This is a genomic window from uncultured Exiguobacterium sp., from assembly GCF_964277885.1.
In the GTDB taxonomy this organism is placed as follows: domain Bacteria; phylum Bacillota; class Bacilli; order Exiguobacteriales; family Exiguobacteriaceae; genus Exiguobacterium_A.
Genome location: NZ_CAXYJR010000007.1, coordinates 115572 through 136739, shown reverse-complemented (window position 1 = coordinate 136739; position 21168 = coordinate 115572). Strand labels below are relative to the sequence as shown.

The following is a 21168-nucleotide window of genomic DNA, read 5'->3' as shown; positions in this document are numbered from 1 at the left end:
GAGCGGGAGTACGTTTAACATAGACTTTTTTCAGAAAAGAGGATTCCTATGCTCTATGTACTCGTAGGTCTCGCAGGTGTTCTCGGTGCCTCTGCACGGTATGGGCTCGGACTGCTGATCGGCGACTTTACGACTGGTCCGTTCCCGTGGCCGACGCTTGCGATCAACTTGATCGGGAGCTTTTTGCTCGGCTACGCGACACACTTTTTATTTCGAACGAAACTCTTGCACCAATATGCGATCACAGCCATCGGAACGGGCTTCATCGGCTCATTTACGACGTTTTCGACATTTAGCGTCGAGACCGTGACCTTATTCAACGAACATCATGTAGCGAATGCTTTTCTCTATGTACTCGTAAGCCTATTCGGCGGTCTGTTCCTGTCTTACCTTGGTTACGTGCTCGGAACAAGACGACTGCGGCGCGTGACGAAAGGACGTGAGTGAATGGAATTACTTGCCCTCGCTATTGGTGCTTTTTGTGGCGCTATCAGTCGTTTTGCTGTCAGTCAATGGATCAAGACGATGTGGAAACGCGAATTTCCTCTGGCGACGTTCCTGATTAACGTAATCGGCTCGTTTTTGCTCGGACTCGTCATCGGTGCGAATCTGGATACGACATGGACATTACTCTTAGGTACCGGCTTCCTTGGATCGTTCACGACGTTCTCGACGTTTAAAATCGAGACGTTGCAGTTATTTCATGACGGAAATCGTAAAGTGCTCACCCTCTATCTCATCTCGAGCTACGGTTTAGGAATTCTTGCAGCTTTCCTTGGAATTACACTTACAGCTTGAACGAAACAAGAGGCGATGGAAAAATCCGTCGCCTCTTTTGATATACATATAGGTTTAATCATTCATCCAGAATAGACCGACCGTCTCTGCTCCGGCATGCGTCCCGATCGCAGGACCAAATGTCCCTTCAAGAATCGTCAGATCCGGAAACTTCACTGCGACTTGTTGGCGCAGTTCCGCTGCCATTTCCGGTGCCATCGTCGTCGCGACATAAATCCGGTTCTTGTAGAATGTGTGCTGACGCATTGACTCATCGATTTGTTTGACCATCTCAATGTAGGCTTTCTTAAGAGAACGCGCTTTTTTGAATGGCACGATTTTTCCTGCTTCATCCGTCGTGATGATCGGTTTGATGCTGAGTAAGTTCGCAAGGAATAGGTCTCCCGACGAGACACGTCCACCGCGACGCATCGTCTCCATGTTACCGACGATCATATAAAAATGGGTCTTTTTCGTCAATGCTTGTAACGCCGCAACGATTTCTTCGACCGATTTCCCCTGTGCCTCAAGTTCCATTCCATAACGAATGAATTCCTGTTGGTTTTCAAACGCGGTATGGGAATCGATGATATGAACCGGAAAGCTTGCTGCTTCCGCTGCTGATGCTGAACTTTGAACGGTACTTGATAAGCCATTTGTACAATGCACTGCAATGGCACAGTCATATCCCTCTTCTTTTAGCCGTTCGTATGTTCCGACGAACTCACCAAAGATCGGTTGTGAAGTTTTCGCAATCAGCTTTTTGTCCGCATCCAGAGCACGAAACAGGCGCTCGACCGTGATGGCATTCTCTTGATACGCCGTATCACCAAGTAAGATTTGAATCGGAACGACATTGACGCCGATCGCTTCTGCCTCTTCCTTCGTGAAATAGGCCATACTATCGGTCACCCATGCAATTTTAGTCATTTTCCTTAGCCTCCGTTAGATTCTTCTCGCTCTATCCTACCATATACAGAAGTGGAAATCGCAAGAAACCTCATGACATCATCTGAAAATGAAACGATGTACGCTTATGATAGTGTTCACCGGCACGTAAGACGACGGAAGGGAAATCCGGTTGATTGATCGCATCCGGCAGTCCTTGTGTCTCAAAACAGATGCCCAGGTACGGTGTTGCCCGTCTTCCGCAAATCTTGAACTCGCCTGACAAGTGATTGGCTGTGTAGACAACGACTCCTGGTTGATCGGTCACGACCCGTAACCGCCGACCGCTGAGTGGTTCGTCGAGAACGATTTCCCCACCTTCTCTAAGTAGAAAGGGATGATCGACCCCACTACCCGCTTGACGGAGTTGTTCGTCTGGTGCATGTGTGACCTCATGTAAGGGACGGGCATCCAGAAAATCAAAGACAGTGTCTGTCACCGGAAGCATGTCACCGGTCGGTACGGCATCTTTCGTCAACGGAATATAAAAAGGGGCATCCATTCGCAGGACATGCTGTTCAATCGTCGTCTTCGCTTCACCCGTCAAATTGAAGTACGTATGATTCGTTGGACTGAACGGCGTCGAAGCCGTCGTCTCCGCTTCATAATGAATATGCAGGACGTTCTCGTCTGTCCATTCGAAGGTCAACTCAAACGATACGTGACCGGGATAACCGTTTTCTCCGCTCGGACTATCTAATCGCAGGATGAGTCGGTCGTCGGTGATTTCATGCGTGAACATCCGGTTCGCCCAATTCTCACTTCCCCCATGGAGATGATGTTCGCCCTCATTTTGTTCAAGTACATATGTCATCCCTTCGAGCGCGAACGCGCCGTTCGCGATCCGCCCTCCGACACGTCCGATTGTTGCACCTAAATGGTGTGGATCATCCTGGTATTCTGACAGGTCATCAAACGCGAGTACAACGTTTTCGATTACCCCTTGCTGATCCGGAACCCGTATCGCAAGAATTTTTGCGCCTCGGTTCAAGATATCGACACTGTGTCCATGCGCATTCTCTAACGTGAACCGTAACAAGGACTGATTTTCTAGTTGTCCCACTTCTGTTGTCGTAATCATCATCTGTTTCCTCCTGTACGATACGTTTTCCTGTTTTCCTATTTACCCTTGAAGCAAAACAAAAAAACAACAGTAGCAAAGTGCCACTGTCGTCATGGGGATGGAAAAGGTAGCCGGACTTCGATTCGTGTTCCTTGATTAATGATGGAATAGACGCGTAATGACGCAGCCGGACCATATGTCACCTCCAGTGCGCGCCGAATCAAGAATAGATTTGAATCACCGGCTTCCTTTTGATCCAGTTGTTGCATGACGGCAAACGGCATTCCTTGACCATTATCCGCGACTTCGATGACCCAGTCCGTCGTCGTCTTAGATGCGCGGACATCAATCCGGTGATGTCGTCCTGCCTTTGCGAACGCATGGCGCAATGCATTATCGACGAGCTGTGTCACGAGAAATGGAAAGACGAAGTATTCTTCGACGGCAGTCTCGATGTCGAGGTCTACCGTGATGTCAGCGGAGGTCAGTTGATTTGGACGACGGCGTGTTCCTTCGAGCGATAGATACGCTTTTAACGTCGCTAGTTCCTCGCGTAGTGGATGTTCCTCATGCCGCGTTGCTGCCGTCAACAACTGCGATAATGCATTCAGTTGATGTTTCACAGGAGTTCCCGGATCAGCGGTCCGCTGAATTTCTTCGATGATGCCTTTGAGATAACTGACGTGTAACATGGGTTTCATCTTTCTGCCGCTTATTCGGAGCAACTGCTCTTCTCGGTGCATGTGTAGCTCTCGCGCTAATAAACGGACAAGTTGTTCCGTCATCCGCTCGACCGTATCGTCAAACAGATCTTTCGAGAAGTAACAGATGACACCCGCTTTTTGACCGTTGATGCGCATCGGATGAAAGCTTAAAATCTGTCCCGTCAGTTCATCTTCCTGTCGGACGGGTTCTTCTGCCTCAATCCATTGTTGCTCCTCACGTCTTGGTTGCTCACCACAGACTGCAGGTTGCTGTTCTGTCATATCGATGACGACTTCCGTCGCTCCGAGCAAGACGACACGTTGCATCTTCGTTTCTTTCAATAGCGTCGCTCCGATTTGTCGCGCGACTTCTGACGTCAACCCCTGCTTTCGTAAGGGCTGTAACGCTTGTAGCAGACGATCGGAACGCTCCGTTTGTCGAATGAAAAGATCACCTTCGAGTCGAAGTTGCGTTCGTAAAATCATGATGAACAGTACGACACCACACGTGTTCGCGAGCAGTAACGGAAACACCGCATGACTGATTAAATCAAGCGCCTGCGCTGTATCTGGAGCCAGCAACAACGTGATTCCACTCTCACAGAACAATGCCGTTAAGACGATACCGACTGGTGGAATCAAGGCGTAGTCATCCCGTAAACGCCAACGTTTCCGGTACCATCCACTCACAAGACCAGCTACCATCGCAATGATCCAACCTGCTTCTGCCCCTATAGAACCTAGTAGATAGCGGTGCAATCCAACTAGACATCCTGTGATCCCGCCAACGATTGGTCCGCCGATCAAACCGCTCGTCACGATGACTGCTAAACGTGTATCGAGTAATAAAGCATCCTTCTTGACGGATAATCCGAGTAACGGATCGATCGTCGTATCTTTTGAAAGCACGATTCCCGCATAGTTCATTAAAATACCAGATGATACGAATGCCAAAAGAAGTGGTACATTCATCCCGCGATCCATCTTGAATATGTATCGGGATATTCGCCACTGGGATAATAAAAAGGCTAACAGTGCTAACATACCTAAACGACTCAGTAAGAATGGAATCTGATCAAGCACGGAATACCTCCTCATTTCATAGGACGCGAATCGACAATACAGTAGTTGTAGATTACATTCCCGCTCATCTCTTCATTCTCCTATCATGTCCGCTGAAAGTTCGTACAATCTGTCGGTTCTTGATTTTTTGACTGATGTGATATAAAAAAATCGGTTCCTCTATGAGGAACCGACCATCTTATCCTTCTGCTTCAACTTGTTCAGCTGGATGCAACCAAATCTTGACACGATTGATTTGATAGTTCTCCATCTCCATGACTTCAACCGAAAAGTCTGGTGTATCGATATGTTCACCTGGTTGAAGATCAATGTTGTGCATCTGAATCCAACCACCGATCGTATCCACGTCCTCGACATTCGTAAACTGAATGTTGAAGCGCTCTTCTAAATCGGCGAGTAACACCGTACCATCTAGTAAAAATTCGTCGGATTTAATTTGTTCGATTTCTTCGACTTCATCCGCATCGAATTCATCGCGGATTTCACCAACGATTTCTTCGAGTAAGTCTTCCATCGAGACGAGTCCTGCTGTTCCACCGTACTCATCGACGACGAGAACAAGATGCGTACGAGTCCGTTTCATCTTCCGTAATGTGTCCTGAAGTGATGTTACTTCAGAAACGACCGGTAATTCCTTGACGTAATGTGTCACCGGATGTTCGTTCCCGTTCGCGTAATCCGTCAAGACTTCCTTAACGTTGACGTATCCAAGAATCCGGTCTTTATCGTTCTCTTCCGTGACCGGATAACGCGTATACGGATTATCCATGAAAATTTCCATCAGTTCATTCTTCGTCAAACGTTCCGAGATCGTCTCCATTCGCATCCGTGGAACCATCAGATCCTTGACGATATGCTCGTCAAAGGCAAAGACGTTTTGCATGAGAGCAAGTTCCGTCTGGTTGATTTCACCACTTTGGAAGCTTTGCGCCATGATGATTTTTAATTCATCTTCTGAGTGGGCTTGTTCATGTCCTGCTGGTTTGACACCGAACAGACCAAGGAACAGACGTGCTGAACCGTTGAGTAACCAGATGAACGGATACATGATCTTTCCGAACACATAAAGCGGACGGGCAAATAATAATGTCATGCGTTCCGCATACTGAATCGCAAGCGTCTTCGGAGCGAGTTCACCGATGACGACGTGTAAGAACGTCACCGATACGAATGCGATACCAAACGACAACAGTGTCGAAACCGCAGCAGAGATTCCGAAGTCATCGAAGACCGGGTGCAAAATCTTTTCGACTGTCGGTTCCCCAAGTGCCCCAAGACCAAGTGCTGTGACGGTAATACCAAGCTGACAGGCAGACAAGTAATAATCAAGATCTCCTGCGATTTTTTTCGCGAGGACCGCACTTTTATTGCCTTCCTGGATCATCTGATCCAAACGTGACATCCGTACTTTAACGACAGCGAATTCCGATCCGACGAAAAACGCCGTCAACACGATCAACAACACCACTAAAAATAAATTGATGAATAATATAGTATCCAAAATCCCCTAAACAGGGGTCACCTCCATTGTTTTGTATTAAAGCTGTGCAATCAAAGAAGCAATCAATGTCAGACGCCGTGACAGTTCTAAGCGAATCGCTTGTTTCTCGACGTCTGTCGAACGTAACAAGCGTTGCTCAAGTCCCTCAACCGTTGCCTGCAATTGTTGTACCTCTTGATAAATCGTCTCCCCTGTTTTTTGTTCCCGTTCCGTAAAAGAAGCAAGAATCTCTTGCAGGGAAAGCCGTTGAGACTTCAAATATTCAATCTTTTCGATTTGATGAATGACCGATTCGTCATACAAACGGTAGCCAGATGCGGTACGCTCTGGTGTTAAGAGACCGAGTGATGTGTAGTAATCAATCGTTCGTTTAGATAAGCCGGTGGTCTCCGCGACCTGACCGATTCGAAGTAACGCCTTCCCAAAAGATTCTCACCTCCTTTCGATAATTAGTTCTTTTATCTTATCACGTCAAAACCATACAGTAAAACGTCATGCTTTTAATAAAAAAAACGATTACTCCCGTTGATACGAGAATAATCGTTCACTCCTACTTTTAAACCGTTGCAATTGGCTCTTCGACCGCCACACCGACGATTGACCGTTCTAGCAATTCAACGACATCATACGTGGCAACTGCCTCGTCAACTTCCTTCGCTTTCGTGCCGTCACTGAGCATCGTCAGACAGTATGGACATGCTGATCCAATGACGGATGGTTGGACGGTCAACAATTGTTCCGTCCGCGCGACGTTGACACGTGCACCGACTTTTTCTTCTTGCCACATCATGCCGCCACCAGCACCACAGCACATGCCTTTTTCACGGTTGCGTTCCGTCTCGACGAGTGTGATGCCTGGAATCTTCTCGAGAATATAACGCGGTGCGTCGTAAATATCATTGTAGCGACCGAGGTAACACGAATCGTGATAGACGACCCGTTCCTTGACTTCATGGAGCGGTGTGATGCGTTTCTCGTCAATCAGTCGTGCGAGCAATTCCGTATGGTGATAGACTTCGACGTCCGAACTGAGCCCGAAGTCGGGATACTCGTTTTTAAATGTATTGTAGGCATGCGGATCAATCGTGACGATCTTTTTGACGCCATACTTCTCAAATGATTTAATGTTTGCTTCCGCGAGTTCCTGAAACAACACTTCGTTCCCGATTCGGCGCGGTGTATCGCCTGAGTTCTTCTCATCGTTTCCGAGAATCGCAAACGAGATGTCTGCCTCATTCAAAATACGAGCAAATGCCATCGCGATTTTTTGACTCCGGTTATCGTACGATCCCATCGCACCGACCCAGAACAGGTACTCGAAGTCTTCGCCTGCTTTCTTTTTTTCCTTCGCTGTCGGAACGACGAGTTCATCCCGGTTTTTCCGCCAGTTTTCGCGTTCTTTCCGATTCATCCCCCATGGATTACCTTGACGTTCGATGTTTGCCATCGTCCGTTGCATCTCCGGATCCATCTTCCCTTCCATCATGACGAGATGGCGACGGAGGTCGATGATCTTATCGACATGTTCGTTCATGACCGGACACTGATCTTCACAGTTCCGACAAGTCGTACACGCCCAGATTTCTTCTTCCGTAATGACGTTCCCAATCAATGAATCCGGAACGATATCCATTTGTCCGGCTGCAGCCAGTGAAGCGATTTGATTACCTTGCGATCCTTCGAACGCAAAGGCAGGTGCCCATGGCGAACGTTGAGTGATCGCTGCCGTTTTCATGTTGAGATGGTCCCGTAATTTAACGATCAAATCCATCGGCGACAGCATCTTCCCAGTTCCGCTCGCTGGACACATATTCGTACAGCGACCACACTCGACGCAGGCATATAGATCAACGAGCTGCTTCTGATTGAAATCCTCGATCCGGTTGACCCCGAAGCTGAACTCCGCTTCTTCGTCTTCCGCCTCTTCCATGACCGATAGATCAATCGGTGCCAAACGACCGACTTTTGATGTCCGACCGAGCCAAACATTTGCCGTACCGGCAATCAAGTGCGCATGTTTACCTTGCGGGATGTAGACCATGAAGCTGAGTAAGAACAAGAGATGCGCCCACCAGAAGAAGACGAATAATCCGAACGCAACCGATTCTGGTACCCAGCCGAATAAGAAGGCAATACTTGAAGCGACGGGTTCACCGAGCGTCGAATGGTTCTCATAAACAAGGAAGAAGCCATTTCCAAATAGGACGGCGATCATCAAACCACCAATGAAGATCAAGGCAAGACCTGCCATGAAGTTTCGTTTCAAACGAACAAGTTTCTCGACATACCGACGATAAAAGCCCCAGACGACAGCAATCAAGATGACGAGCATGACGATTTCTTGGAAGAATGTAAAAAATGGATAAAGTGGACCGAGCGGAACATGCGGAAAACGCTGACCAACGGCGAGTCCTTTCCAGATAAAATCAATCGCTCCAAATTGAACGAGTAAGAAGCCATAGAACATCATGACGTGGATAGCGCCACTTTTCTTATCCTTTAATAGTTTCTTTTGTCCGAAGACGTTAATTAAAACTGCGTCTAGTCGTTCTTTATTCGTCAATGTCCACTCCGCTTTTTTTCCCCGTTTAATGGCGGCGTAACGACTTTTGACGAGTGACGTGAACAGATAGCCTGCATATCCGATGACGAGTAGGAAGGCAATCCAGTTAATGATTAAAAACGTATTCATATTCGAACAAACCCCTTTCCCCCTAAAGCAGTTGTGTTGAAATGAGTATAGCACATAATGAATGACTATTCATTCATTAATTTTCAAATAAATTTCCTGCTTATTTATTGACTTAATCTGTCAAAAAATCAGACGCATCCATAAAAAGTAAGTTATCGTATATATGGTCATTTTATTTATATACATATTAGGAGGTTTTTATTATGCAAGGTATTCTTCAACATCCAAGCGGTCTCGTCAAAGAAGTCAAGGTTGGCTTTTCTTGGACAACATTCTTTTTCGGCTTTTTCCCAGCTTTTTTCCGTGGCGATTTTAAATGGGGATTGATCCAACTTGTTCTTGCAATCGTCGCCGGTACGGCTACGGTAGGCTTTGGAACAGGTCTCGTCAGTCTTGTGTTTTCATTCATCTACAATAAAATCTATATCAATGAGTTGATTGAAAAAGGATATCGTCCAATCGACACATCATTCCAACAAGCTTTAAAACACCGTGGGATCCATGCACGTCTCTTATCTGAAACGCCTGCTCGACAAGAAGCAGCATTCTAAGCCAAAGAACGGATTCACTCCTTCATAAGAGTGATCCGTTCTTTTTGATTACCACTTCATCTCTTCAAACATATAATATGCCTGACGTTGTTCATCTAAATACGCATATAATGAGAGACGGACATCGTCACTCGTGATGTACTCGGCTAATTCCGTTTGGTCGATCCACTTCGTCTCGACGATTTCTTCATCGGGATCATTAGGATCAAGTACACCACTCACTTTGCAATCAAAATACGTCACGAGGCTGTGCGCTTGATAGGTCGGCATGAAGTTCTCCGTTAAGAAAGCAAACGACGACGATGTGACCGTCAAACCGGTTTCTTCTTCCACCTCGCGACGCAACGCTTGCTCGAGTGTCTCTCCAGATTCAATTTGTCCACCGGGTAAGCTCCAGCGTTTCTCCTGACCCGATTGATTATTGACGATGAGCAGTTGATCGCCCTTGCGGATGATCGCGACGATGATGCGATAGAGTGGATACATGACGTTTCCTCCTAAAAAGACCACCTTGCCTAAAACAAGATGGTCCACTGATTGTTTATTCTAAACCGAGCGACTGTGGCAGACGAACTGCACGTGCGAAGGCATTTTTATAGTCTTTTTTCGCGACAAATTTTTCGACTTCACGAATCGCCGGATGTTGCTCGTCCGCGAACGCACCAAGGATCGTCAAGTAACGCTCGTACACTTGATCGTCTTCCTGACGTGCTTTCAAGAGCGCTGTATACAGCATGACGGTATCTTCGCCGTATAAGACCGGTAATTCTTCGTTGATTAAAAGTAGTGTATCGATCGACTCTGGGTCGACCTTCGGGTTGTATTCCGTGATGACCTGCTCTGCGAGTCCTTCGAGTTGATCGCGCCATTCGTTGTAGCGCGGCTCATCGTTCTCGAGCCACTCGAACCAATCCTCCTCCAACATCTGTTCCATTTGACGTACTGTTTGTTCAAATGCCATTCGTCTCACTCCGTTCCCAAGTTAAATCAATCGTATACGTACCGACTGCTTGTCCATTCATCTTCAATGTATAGCGAAACTGCATCTGTTGCGGTTTCATCTCAATCGTCTCCGTGTCCGTTTCCATCAACATCTGACCGAACTGACTGCCATACTGGCTTTTGGTCGTCTCTCCTAAAATGAAGACATGATGCATCGCAACAGGACCTTTGCGATTCAAAGCGATTTGATCTTTTGACCATTTGATCGTTGTATCGATCGGTTGTTCATCCGGCTGAACGAACTTCACGGCAAAACCGTCTTTTGTTTCGAACAACGTGCCGTCCGCCTCAAGTTCGACCGATTCACGCATCGGACCATCTTCGATCGTCGTCACCTGTCTTAATGACACCGGGTACTTTACTGGTTTCACTTCTATCACCTCATCGTTTAGCGTACACGATTTTTTCGTCGGATGCACCTTCTGCTTACATGCAATAAAAAAACGGATTCGATGTACATCGAATCCGTTCAAAACCTATTAGCGCACACGGTACAGACGAGCTTCGAATGGACGAAGGACGAGTTCTGTACCTTCATGATGCATCGTCGGATAGTTGCCAAGCAACATATTATCCGAGTGCAAGATGATGTCCGTATCGATTTCTGCTGTTTCGCCTTTTAAGTTCGTAACGATCAAGAATTGTTCGTCACCAAGCGTCCGTGTATACGCGTAGACTTTCGTATCTTCCGGTAAGATGAGATCGTACGCGCCGTAAATCAACGTCTCTTCCATCTTACGGATTTGGATCATTCGTTTGTAGAAGTTCAAGATCGAATCTTCATCTTGTTCTTGCGACGCGACGTTGATGTCCGCATAGTTCGGGTTGACACCAAACCATGGGGATTGATTCGAGAAGCCACCGTTTTGCTCATTCGTCCACTGCATTGGTGTGCGTGAGTTATCGCGGGACGAGTTCCAGATGACTTCCATGATTTCCTCATGTGTCTTACCGGAAGCAAGTTGCATCTCGTACATGTTTTTTGTTGCGACGTCATCATAATCAGAGATGTCCGGGAATTGAACGTTCGTCATCCCAATCTCTTGTCCTTGATAGATGAACGGTGTGCCTTGCATGAAGAAATACATCATCGCAAGCGACTTCGCGCTCTCTTTCCAGTACTGTTCCTCGTCGCCCCAGAGAGAGACCGAACGAACCTTATCGTGGTTTTCGAGGTACAAGGCATTCCAACCTGTTGCTTCAAGTCCTTTTTGCCATTTCGTCAGCACTTGCTTCAGTTTGACGACGTCGACTCCTTTTTCCGCGTCGGCGCGCCAAAGATCCATATGCTCGAACTGGAAGACCATGTTCATCTTACCGTTCTCTTCTCCAACCCATAGATCCGCTTCTTCCGGTGTGACGCCGTTTGCTTCTCCGACTGTCATGATGTCGTATTTCGAGAACGTCTCGTCCTTCAACTCTTCGAGATACGCATGGATGCCTTCGACATTCATATGCATATCAAACGACGGCACATACGGCATACCGAGCGGGTTCGGGAGATCAGCGAACGATTGATCCTTGTTGATGTGACTGATTGCATCGATTCGGAAACCGTCAATACCTTTATCGAGCCACCAGTTAATCATCGTATAAACGGCTTGACGCATGTCGCGGTTTTGCCAGTTCAAGTCCGGCTGACGACGTGAGAAGACGTGCAGGAAGTACTGCTCTGTCTTTTCGTCATATTCCCATGCTGATCCACCGAAAATACTTTCCCAGTTGTTCGGTTCGCCACCATTGATAGCATCTTTCCAGATGTACCAATCGCGTTTCTCATTGTCTTTTGATGAACGTGATTCAAGGAACCACGGGTGTTCATCCGATGTGTGGTTGACGACGAGATCAAGCAAAACCTTAATGTCACGCTTATGCGCTTCTTCCATTAAGAGATCGAAGTCCGCCATCGTACCGAACTCATCCATGATGTCTTCATAATCACTAATGTCATATCCGTTATCGTCGTTCGGTGACTTAAACATCGGGCAAATCCAAAGAACGTCGACGCCAAGATCCTTTAAGTAATCCAGTTTTGCGATGATACCCGGAATATCGCCGATTCCATCGTTGTTTGCATCGTAAAAGCTGCGTGGATAGATTTGGTAAGCCACTGCTTCTTTCCACCAAGCTCGTGTAATTGTTTGTTGGGCCGTTTCAGGGCGCGGTATCATTTGTGTCATGTGTCGTGAATCCTCTCGTAGGTCAGTCTTTGGGGTGCTGTTTTCGTCAGTTAGTCAACATCTATACATATAGCGCAACCGATTGCGCAATTCCTCTACATTCATCTTATCAAATCCACTTTCAAAGTCAATGTTTCGAGGGGGATTCCACCATTTCACATCAACGGGTGTCACTCTTTGTTCACGATGAATATTTCAGATCATTTTACATTACATTTACTGAATTATCCTACACTGTTTATCGGTCGATTTCTACCCTTTTGCATAACCTTTCCTTCCCAAAGTGAATCTTTTTTTCGTCGTTCGGGTATACCCTTATCAATGCACGTAAAAAAAGGGGGATTTTCAAGATGAAGGGACAATTCTTTATTGGTGGACAATGGCTGGATCACGGACGGGAACGGACAGATGTCACAAATCCAGCAACCGGAGAAGTCGTCGGTAGCGTACCAAACGGAACAAAATCAGACGTCAACGACGCTGTCGAAGCGGCACGGAAGGCATTTCCTGATTGGTCGAAACGGACAGTATATGAACGCGCTGAACTCTTGGAAAAACTCTATGCCAAGATGATCGAGAAAAAAGATGAACTCGCCCGGTTAATGACGCTCGAGATGGGGAAACCACTCGCTGAATCAGAAGGTGAAGTCCAGTATGCGGCAAACTTCGTTAAATGGTTCGCGGAAGAAGGAAAACGGGCGTATGGACGCGTCATTCCAACGCATGATGCTTCTAAACGACTTCAAGTCATCAAACAGCCGGTCGGTGTCGTTGCTGCGATCACACCGTGGAATTTCCCGGCAGCTATGATTACTCGAAAATTGGCTCCGGCACTTGTTGCCGGATGCACATTCGTCATCAAACCACCAACCGCGACTCCATTAACAGCCCTTCGCTTACTTGAACTTTGTCAGGAAGTCGGGATTCCAGAAGGCGTCGTCAATGCCGTTACAGGTAGCGGGAAAGCACTCGGTGAATCACTCGCGACACATCCACATGTCGATAAGATCACCTTTACTGGTTCAACCGAAGTCGGACGGACGTTGATGGCGCAAGGAGCAGAGACGATCAAAGCGATGTCGCTTGAACTTGGTGGACATGCACCGATTCTTGTCTTTGATGATTGTGACCTTGATTTAGCTGTCGCGGAGACGATTAAGTCAAAATTCCGAAACGGCGGACAGACATGCGTCTGCGGAAACCGGATTTATGTATCTGACTCGATCTATGACGTATTCGTTGAAAAACTCGGGCAGGAGACGGCGAAATTGAAAACCGGGAACGGTTTAGATGCCGAGACGAAAATCGGTCCGATGATCAATAAGGCGGGTTACGAGAAAGTCAAAAAGCATGTCGACGATGCGACATCTGCTGGTGCGCGAGTTGTCACGGGTGGAACAGGAACAACGGATGAGGAGAACGATGTTTATTATTATGAAGCAACTGTTCTCGCTGACGTAAAACCTGGCATGTTAATCATGAATGAGGAGACGTTCGGACCTGTCGCACCCGTCCAGCGTGTCAGTTCTGACGAAGAAGCGATTCGTTACGCTAACCAGACACCATTCGGTCTCGCTTCATACGTTTTTACAAAGGATTATGCTCGTGCGATTCGTGCGATTGAAGGACTTGATTACGGGATCGTCGGCTGGAATGATGGAGTTCCTTCTGCTGCGCAAGCGCCATTTGGTGGAATGAAACAATCCGGTCTTGGACGCGAGGGCGGTAGCGAAGGACTCGAAGCATATCTCGAGACGAAGTACATCTCAATCGGTGGACTGGCGTGAACGCGGCGGATTGGTTCGTCCAATGTTTAGAGGCAGAGGGTGTCACGCACATCTTCGGCGTTCCCGGTGAAGAGAACATCACATTGCTTGAGTCGCTCAGTCGTTCGTCGATTACATTCATTACGACTCGCCATGAAACGAACGCCGCTTTCATGGCAGCGATGTTCGGTCGTCTGAGCGGACGACCGGGAGTTTGCTTATCGACGCTTGGTCCTGGTGCGACCAACATGATGACTGGAATTGCGAGTGCAACAATGGACCATTCCCCTGTCGTCGCAATCACAGGACAAGGAGCACTATCACGACAGCATAAAGCGTCGCATCAAATGTTTGATCTCGTTGATCTGTATCGTCCGGTCACGAAGTCAAGTACGTCCGTTCTGACAGCAGAAGTGATTCCGGAAATCGTCCGTCGTGCCTTTGCGACGGCACAGAGCGAAAAGCCGGGAGCGACGCATATCTCTTTTCCGGAGGACGTCGCAAGACAAGAACAAGATCAATCTGTGACTCCTGTCCAAAACGATAGTGCACCGACGTATCTTCATCCGTTAACGATTGACGATCCAGACATTTTACGATTGATTGAACGATCGAAACGTCCTGTCATTATTGCTGGATTTGGTATCCATCGGCAACACGCACTTGAGTCGTTTCGGGCATTCGTCGAAAAGCTGAATGCTCCGGTCGTTGAAACGATGATGGGAAAAGGCTCCATCTCTTCCGAGCATCCACTTGCCGCGCATACGATCGGTTTGCCGGATGTTGATTACAACCAGCGGATTCTTGATGCGAGTGATCTCATCATTACGATTGGCTATGACATTACGGAATTGCCCCCGGAAAAATGGAATCCGAAAAAGACACCAATTGTCCATCTCGATACAAACGCTCACGAAATCGATTCCTACTATCCAGTCGTCGCGAATCTAGTCGGGAATCTTTCAGATTTATTGACCGTTTTGACGCCGCTTCTTCCAAAGCGTTCCTGGAACGGCTGGCAGCGGGATCGCGATAAGTTGCGCCAAGAGATTCAAGAGACGTATTCCCTCGCGCTTCCTTTACATCCTCAAAGCATCGTTCGTGAGCTCGAACGGACGGTTGGCGAAGCCGGGATGGTCTTCTCGGATGTCGGAGCACACAAAGTCTGGCTTGCCCGCCATTATCAAACGACACACCCCGATCAATTATTCATTTCGAATGGGTTTGCTTCGATGGGCTATGGTTTATCGAGCGCGCTCGCAGCCAAGCTGTTATACCCAGATCGACGCATCGTCTGTGCCGCTGGAGACGGAGCTTTTCTCATGAACGGTCAGGACCTCGAGACCGCTGTCCGTTTGAAGCTGCCGCTCGTCGTTTTGATTTGGCGTGACGGGACATATGGACTCATCGAATGGAAACAACAACAAGCATATGGAAAATCATCATATATCACCTTCGATAATCCAGATCTCGTTCAACTGGCTCATGCCTTCGGGGCACTTGGACTTCGCGTCGGTGAACACGGTTCGCTTGCCCACTGTCTCGATCAAGCTTTCGCGAGCGATGGACCCGTTTTGATTGACTGTCCGGTCGATTACCGGGAAAATCTAAAGTTAAGTGAACGTCTTCGGACGTATGGAGGGTGATATATATGACACAACCACGTAAACTGCAATCCATTTCTGATTTTGATCAATTTGCGTCCGAGCATACCGCGTTCGTGATTTGCAAACACAGCACGACATGCCCAATCAGTGCCGCAGGATTCTCAGAGTATACGAAGTTCGCGGATGAAACTTCTGTTCCGACAGCGTATCTCTTCGTTCAAGAAGCCCGCACCTTGTCGAACCACATCGCTGAGCATTACAGTGTTCGACACGAGTCTCCACAAGTATTGTTCATTCAAGACGGTAAATCCGTTTGGACAGCCTCTCATTACGACATCACGAAAGATGCACTCGAGACGAACGTCCAGTGACGCTGGATTAAAAAGATAGCCTCTGGTCTGTTTCAGACTGAAGACAAAGCGCAACTTTTTCTCTAACGAGAAGGATTGCGCTTTTTATGTTCACCGCGAATCATTTTTCTTATTTAGAAAAACGCTTTCAACATTACATAAAAAATAAAATTATCTTTCTTAGCTATTATTATTTGTAATTCGAACTAAATCGGATTAAGATAAACTACAGATAGAACGACCGTATAGAAATCTGTACCGTTAGTTTAGTTAGGAGGATATTCATGCAACAAAGTGCAACTCACACCACTCGAGCTCCTTACGGCATTCTCGCCGTTTTGATGATCGGGGCATTCATTGCTTTCTTAAATAATACTTTGCTCAACATCGCCCTTCCATCAATCATGAAGGATTTGGTGATTGAACCAGCCACTGCTCAATGGCTATCAACTGGTTTCATGCTCGTCAACGGTGTCTTGATTCCAACATCTGCTTTCTTGATTCAAAAGTATTCGGTTCGTCGTTTATTTTTACTCGCGATGACTCTCTTCTCGACCGGAACGATTCTTGCTGGATTCGCAGATGTCTTCCCTGTATTACTCGCAGGACGGATGATTCAAGCGTCGGGTTCTGCGATCATGATGCCGCTATTGATGAACGTCATGCTCGTCAGTTTCCCGATTGAAAAACGCGGGACTGCGATGGGCTTCTTCGGATTAATCATGATGGGGGCTCCAGCGATTGGACCGACGTTATCCGGTTGGATCATCGAGCACTATGATTGGCGGATGTTGTTCCACTTCATCACACCAATCGCCTTGATCGTCCTCGTTGCTGGTTTCTTCTTGCTCCGTGACGTCAAGGAACGGTCTGCCGCTCGAATCGACCTGACTTCCGTTGTACTCTCGTCACTTGGTTTTGGTGGCTTATTGTACGGATTCAGTTCTGCCGGCTCTAAAGGGTGGGACAGTTTCCACGTTTACGGCGCGTTGATCGTCGGAGTCATCGCACTCGTGACATTCATTTACCGTCAGCTCCATATGGAACGTCCGATGCTCAACTTCAAGATCTATCGTTACCCGATGTTCGCCTTGTCTTCTGCCATCTCGATGGTCGTCACGATGGCGATGTTCTCCGGAATGTTATTGCTTCCGATCTATGTCCAGACGATTCGCGGGATCTCACCACTCGATGCGGGTCTCATGCTGTTACCAGGAGCGATTTTGATGGCCGTCATGTCGCCAATCAACGGAAAACTGTTCGATAAGATTGGTGGCCGTCCTCTTGCGTTGACTGGATTGTTCATAACAGTCGTCACAAGTTATTACTTCAGCCAGCTTGAGATGGATACAACGTATACACATTTGATCGTTTTGTATTCGTTACGGATGTTTGGGATGTCGATGGTCATGATGCCGGTCTCAACAAACGGTTTGAACCAATTACCAACACGCTATTACCCACACGGCACAGCGATGAACAATACGTTGCAACAAGTATCTGGTGCAATCGGAACAGCATTGCTCGTTACGATCATGTCGACGCATGCGAAGACGCGTGGCACAGAGCTCGCGTCTGAAGCGGCGAAGAACATGACAGGTCAACCGACAGCTGAAGCGGCTGCTGCTCTGAAACAGCAGATCACGATGCAAGCGACGCTTGATGGAATCAACTATGCGTTCTTCATCTCGACCTTCATTGCCGGTTTAGCGTTCCTTCTCGCCTTCTTCATTAAACGCTCGACACAGGCAGAGGATATCATCAGCGATCAACGCTCGTTGAATGAAACAATCATCAAACCACAAGTTTCCAATCAATAAGAAAAAAAGCAGTCGCCGCTCGCGACTGCTTTTTTATTGTTCAAGCTATATACTGGTACCCCCCATACCTATATGTTAAAGTAAAGATAATAATAATATCACCAAAGGAGGTACGACTATGGCACACGATCATCCTGTCGTTCCACGAACGAATGAAGAACAAGATGCTTTAATGAAACGATTAAAACGCATCGAAGGACAAGTCCGCGGGATTGCCAACATGGTCGATGAAGATCGGTACTGCATCGACATTCTGACGCAAACGGCATCGATTCAAGCAGCTTTGCGGCAAGTCGAATTACAAATCATCGAACGCCATGTCAAGATGTGCATGCATGAAGTCGCCACCCGTCAAGATAGTACGGACGCTTACGTTGATGAGTTGATGGCGGTTATCGCTCGATTGAAAAAGTAAGGAGGGTTTTCTGATGTCAAAAACGATTGAGTTTGATATTGAAGGCATGACGTGTGCCGCCTGCTCCGCCCGGATTGAAAAAGTCCTCAACCGAATGGACGGGGTCGAAGCAACGGTCAACTTGCCGCTTGAAACCGCTCGTGTTTCGATTTCCGATGCCTATGACGATCAAGCGATCATCGAAAAAATTCGAAAAATCGGCTACGGAGCAACGGTCAAACAAACACCACACGCAACAAAATCGAATCGTCGGATGCTGTATCGATTTATGATTGCGGCAATCCTTTCGCTCCCTTTACTCGCAAGCATGCTGACGCATATTCCGAACAGTCCGTTTCATCTTCCATTCTTGATGAATCCGTGGCTTCAGTTTGCTTTAGCGACACCGGTGCAATTCATCATCGGTGCGCCCTTCTATAGCGGAGCCTACAAAAGTTTACGGAGCGGTAGCGCCAACATGGATGTCCTCGTCGCGCTCGGCACATCGGCCGCTTACTTTTATTCCGTTGCTGAAATGCTGTTCGTCTCTGATATGCCGCACCTTTACTTTGAGACAAGCGCGATTCTAATTACACTCGTCCTGCTTGGGAAAGTCCTCGAAGACCGTGCGAAACAACAGACGACGGGAGCGATTAAAAGCCTACTCTCCCTACAAGCAAAGGAAGCCGTCATCTTAGAGGACGGGCAGGAACGGATTGTTTCGATCGAGGCGATCCAAGCCGGGATGGTGTTGCTCGTAAAACCCGGAAATAAGATTCCAACAGACGGTATCGTTCGCGCAGGTGATGCGTATTTGGATGAGTCGATGTTGACCGGCGAATCCGTACCTGTTCATAAGACAGTCGGTGCCTCCGTCATTGGTGGTACGTTGAATACGAACGGGTCTTTACAAGTTGAAGCGACAAAAATCGGGCAAGCGACGGTTCTCGCACAAATCATCCGTGTCGTCGAACAAGCCCAAACCGAAAAAGCGCCGATTCAACGACAAGCCGATCGGATTTCTGGGGTGTTCGTACCAATTGTCGTCGCCATCGCGCTTCTGACATTAGCCGCTTGGTGGATGTTCACCGCTTCCTTTGCGGAGGCGATTCGTCCCGCCATCGCAGTGCTTGTCATCGCCTGTCCGTGTGCACTCGGACTTGCGACCCCCACTTCAATCATGGTCGGAACCGGAAAAGGCGCTGAGCGAGGGATTCTCTTTAAAGGGGGCGCTCAACTCGAAAACCTTCAACATGTCGATGCTGTCGTCTTCGATAAGACTGGAACACTGACAGTCGGTCGCCCCGTCGTCGTCGAAACGTTCGGTACGGAGACGGCGCTCGATTTCGCTGCCGCACTCGAACGGCAATCGGAACACCCTCTTGCTCGCGCCATCACAGCAGAACGGGATGTCGTCTTTGACATCGAACGGTTCCATGTCGAATCAGGACGTGGGATCACGGGACAAATCATGGAACATGATCTCATCGTCGGTTCAGCGCGAATGATGCAGGAGCGAGACATTGTTCTTCCTAATTGGACATCCCTCGGAGCGACACTCGTATACGTCGCTGTCGATGGAGAAGTCGCGGCCGGATACGCCATCCGTGACGCGCTAAAAGATTCAGCGAAAGAAACGATCTGGCGGTTGCGAGAGACTAAGGAAGTATATCTCTTGACCGGTGATCGTCGTGAAGTCGCTGATCACCTGGCAAAAGAACTTGGACTGGATCCGGCGTTCGTCTTCGCTGACGTCTTACCCATTGAAAAGGCAGATGTCATTCAGTCACTTCAACAAACGAAACGTGTCGCGATGGTCGGCGACGGTATCAATGATGCTCCTGCTCTTGTAACAGCGGATGTCGGCATCGCGCTTGGTAGCGGAACGGACGTTGCCCTTGAAGCAGCCGACGTGACGCTACTTGGACACGACTTAAAACAAGTTTTACTTGCGATCGAGCTGAGTGAGCAGACGATGAGAAACATTCGTCAAAATCTCGTCTTCGCACTTGGTTATAACACGATTGGCATTCCGGTCGCCTTTCTCGGTCTGCTTGCCCCATGGCTTGCGGGTGCCGCCATGGCATTCAGCTCTGTCTCTGTCGTGACGAATGCGTTACGATTAAAACGTACCCCACTATCTGAAGGAGGAACTTCATCATGAAAGAAACAACGTTATCTGTCATCGGTATGACATGCAATCACTGTAAAGCGAGTGTTGAAACTGCTTTATCCGAAGTCGAGGGTGTGCAACAAGCAACTGTCTCACTCGAACAAAACCAGGTTACAGTCCAGCACGAGGATGTTCCTCGTGAGCGCCTCGTCGACGCGATTGAAGAAATCGGCTACGATGTGCCGACTGCCTAAATTTCTATGCCAAACTGCTCCTAACACGCAGTTTGGCTTTTTTATTTTTTGAAAAGCGGGAATGTACGGAGTAAGGAGGGGTTCGTATGGTACCGAAAATCGAATTCGTAGAACACTTCGACGACAACAAAGGAAAACGATTCAAAATCGAACTTTGGAATCTCGGAACCTTCACATTCAGTGCCGAGTCAGCTCGTGGACCTGTCACCCGTTTCACCTCCATTGACATTCAATTCGTTCAAACCTGCGTTCAACGAATGCGCTCGATCGTGGACGCCAAAAAAGCATTCTAGGAAGATCAACCGGTCTAAATCCTGTACTTTTTCTATTCTCCTCATGGCATATGCCATGAGTTTTTTTGTT

The 21168-nt window shown here is 47.8% G+C and carries 21 protein-coding genes; 11 read left to right on the top strand and 10 right to left on the bottom strand.

All coding sequences use genetic code 11. The annotated features are described in order from the left end of the window. Positions 1–48 precede the first annotated feature (48 nt). Positions 49–447 (top strand): fluoride efflux transporter CrcB, encoded by a 399-nt coding sequence (gene crcB / locus ACHWTJ_RS14720; RefSeq protein WP_294739399.1) that lies wholly within the window; start codon positions 49–51, stop codon positions 445–447. Continuing rightward, a complete protein-coding gene (gene crcB / locus ACHWTJ_RS14715; RefSeq protein ID WP_294739401.1) occupies positions 448–798 on the top strand; it encodes a fluoride efflux transporter CrcB in 351 nt (116 codons plus the stop codon). It abuts the gene before it with no gap. A gap of 54 nt (positions 799–852) precedes the next feature. Here crcB (ACHWTJ_RS14715) and ACHWTJ_RS14710 read toward each other — a convergent pair whose 3' ends face one another. From ACHWTJ_RS14710 to ACHWTJ_RS14685, 6 genes are all read right to left on the bottom strand, one after another. Then, complete coding sequence (locus tag ACHWTJ_RS14710) at positions 853–1707, bottom strand: DegV family protein (protein WP_294739403.1); 855 nt, start codon at positions 1705–1707, stop codon at positions 853–855. Between the two features lie 70 nt (positions 1708–1777). Beyond that, positions 1778–2809, bottom strand: a complete 1032-nt coding sequence (locus ACHWTJ_RS14705; protein ID WP_294739405.1) for an aldose epimerase family protein — start codon at positions 2807–2809, stop codon at positions 1778–1780. Positions 2810–2898: 89 nt separating this feature from the next. Then, a complete protein-coding gene (locus ACHWTJ_RS14700) occupies positions 2899–4575 on the bottom strand; it encodes a LytS/YhcK type 5TM receptor domain-containing protein (protein ID WP_394679929.1) in 1677 nt (558 codons plus the stop codon). Between the two features lie 178 nt (positions 4576–4753). Continuing rightward, positions 4754–6076 (bottom strand): hemolysin family protein, encoded by a 1323-nt coding sequence (locus tag ACHWTJ_RS14695; protein ID WP_294739409.1) that lies wholly within the window; start codon positions 6074–6076, stop codon positions 4754–4756. 36 nt (positions 6077–6112) lie between these two features. Continuing rightward, a complete protein-coding gene (locus ACHWTJ_RS14690) occupies positions 6113–6481 on the bottom strand; it encodes a MerR family transcriptional regulator (RefSeq protein WP_294739662.1) in 369 nt (122 codons plus the stop codon). A gap of 151 nt (positions 6482–6632) precedes the next feature. Then, complete coding sequence (locus ACHWTJ_RS14685) at positions 6633–8768, bottom strand: (Fe-S)-binding protein (RefSeq protein ID WP_394679928.1); 2136 nt, start codon at positions 8766–8768, stop codon at positions 6633–6635. 203 nt (positions 8769–8971) lie between these two features. Here ACHWTJ_RS14685 and ACHWTJ_RS14680 point away from each other — a divergent pair, with 203 nt between their 5' ends. Continuing rightward, positions 8972–9319: a DUF2628 domain-containing protein gene (locus ACHWTJ_RS14680; RefSeq protein WP_294739414.1), complete on the top strand. Its 348-nt coding sequence runs from the start codon at positions 8972–8974 to the stop codon at positions 9317–9319. 48 nt (positions 9320–9367) lie between these two features. On the opposite strand, the gene ACHWTJ_RS14675 is transcribed toward ACHWTJ_RS14680, so the two are convergent. The 4 genes from ACHWTJ_RS14675 to ACHWTJ_RS14660 all read right to left on the bottom strand — a co-directional run bounded on the left by ACHWTJ_RS14675 (position 9368) and on the right by ACHWTJ_RS14660 (position 12501). Then, entirely contained in the window at positions 9368–9805 is a 438-nt protein-coding gene (locus ACHWTJ_RS14675) for an NUDIX domain-containing protein (RefSeq protein ID WP_394679927.1), read from the bottom strand. Between the two features lie 55 nt (positions 9806–9860). Further along, positions 9861–10280, bottom strand: coding sequence for a hypothetical protein (locus ACHWTJ_RS14670; RefSeq protein ID WP_394679926.1), 420 nt, complete (start codon positions 10278–10280; stop codon positions 9861–9863). After that, the gene (locus ACHWTJ_RS14665; protein ID WP_394679925.1) at positions 10270–10692 is read right to left on the bottom strand and encodes a DUF1934 domain-containing protein; all 423 of its coding nucleotides are present in this window, start codon (positions 10690–10692) and stop codon (positions 10270–10272) included. Before ACHWTJ_RS14665 ends, ACHWTJ_RS14670 begins: the two co-directional genes overlap by 11 nt. Positions 10693–10800: 108 nt before the next feature. Then, the gene (locus ACHWTJ_RS14660; protein WP_294739421.1) at positions 10801–12501 is read right to left on the bottom strand and encodes an alpha-glucosidase; all 1701 of its coding nucleotides are present in this window, start codon (positions 12499–12501) and stop codon (positions 10801–10803) included. A 350-nt stretch (positions 12502–12851) separates the two neighbouring features. Between ACHWTJ_RS14660 and ACHWTJ_RS14655 the strand changes: the two genes are divergently transcribed. The 8 genes from ACHWTJ_RS14655 to ACHWTJ_RS14620 all read left to right on the top strand — a co-directional run bounded on the left by ACHWTJ_RS14655 (position 12852) and on the right by ACHWTJ_RS14620 (position 21098). Further along, positions 12852–14288: an NAD-dependent succinate-semialdehyde dehydrogenase gene (locus ACHWTJ_RS14655; protein ID WP_394679924.1), complete on the top strand. Its 1437-nt coding sequence runs from the start codon at positions 12852–12854 to the stop codon at positions 14286–14288. Next, the gene (locus ACHWTJ_RS14650; protein ID WP_394679923.1) at positions 14285–15913 is read left to right on the top strand and encodes an acetolactate synthase large subunit; all 1629 of its coding nucleotides are present in this window, start codon (positions 14285–14287) and stop codon (positions 15911–15913) included. The genes ACHWTJ_RS14655 and ACHWTJ_RS14650 overlap by 4 nt, the downstream gene beginning before the upstream one ends. Before the next feature lie 5 nt (positions 15914–15918). Beyond that, entirely contained in the window at positions 15919–16245 is a 327-nt protein-coding gene (gene ytxJ / locus ACHWTJ_RS14645) for a bacillithiol system redox-active protein YtxJ (protein WP_029343222.1), read from the top strand. Between the two features lie 263 nt (positions 16246–16508). Continuing rightward, a complete protein-coding gene (locus ACHWTJ_RS14640) occupies positions 16509–18044 on the top strand; it encodes a DHA2 family efflux MFS transporter permease subunit (protein ID WP_294739428.1) in 1536 nt (511 codons plus the stop codon). A gap of 118 nt (positions 18045–18162) precedes the next feature. After that, positions 18163–18459 carry a metal-sensitive transcriptional regulator gene (locus ACHWTJ_RS14635; protein WP_294739430.1) on the top strand — a complete coding sequence of 99 codons (297 nt, stop codon included), beginning with the start codon at positions 18163–18165 and terminating at the stop codon, positions 18457–18459. 13 nt (positions 18460–18472) lie between these two features. Then, on the top strand, positions 18473–20602 hold the full coding sequence (locus tag ACHWTJ_RS14630; protein WP_394679922.1) for a heavy metal translocating P-type ATPase: 2130 nt from the start codon (positions 18473–18475) through the stop codon (positions 20600–20602). Beyond that, a complete protein-coding gene (locus ACHWTJ_RS14625; protein WP_294739433.1) occupies positions 20599–20805 on the top strand; it encodes a cation transporter in 207 nt (68 codons plus the stop codon). The genes ACHWTJ_RS14630 and ACHWTJ_RS14625 overlap by 4 nt, the downstream gene beginning before the upstream one ends. 86 nt (positions 20806–20891) lie before the next feature. Further along, positions 20892–21098, top strand: coding sequence for a hypothetical protein (locus ACHWTJ_RS14620; protein ID WP_394679921.1), 207 nt, complete (start codon positions 20892–20894; stop codon positions 21096–21098). The last annotated feature ends 70 nt before the right edge of the window (positions 21099–21168 follow it).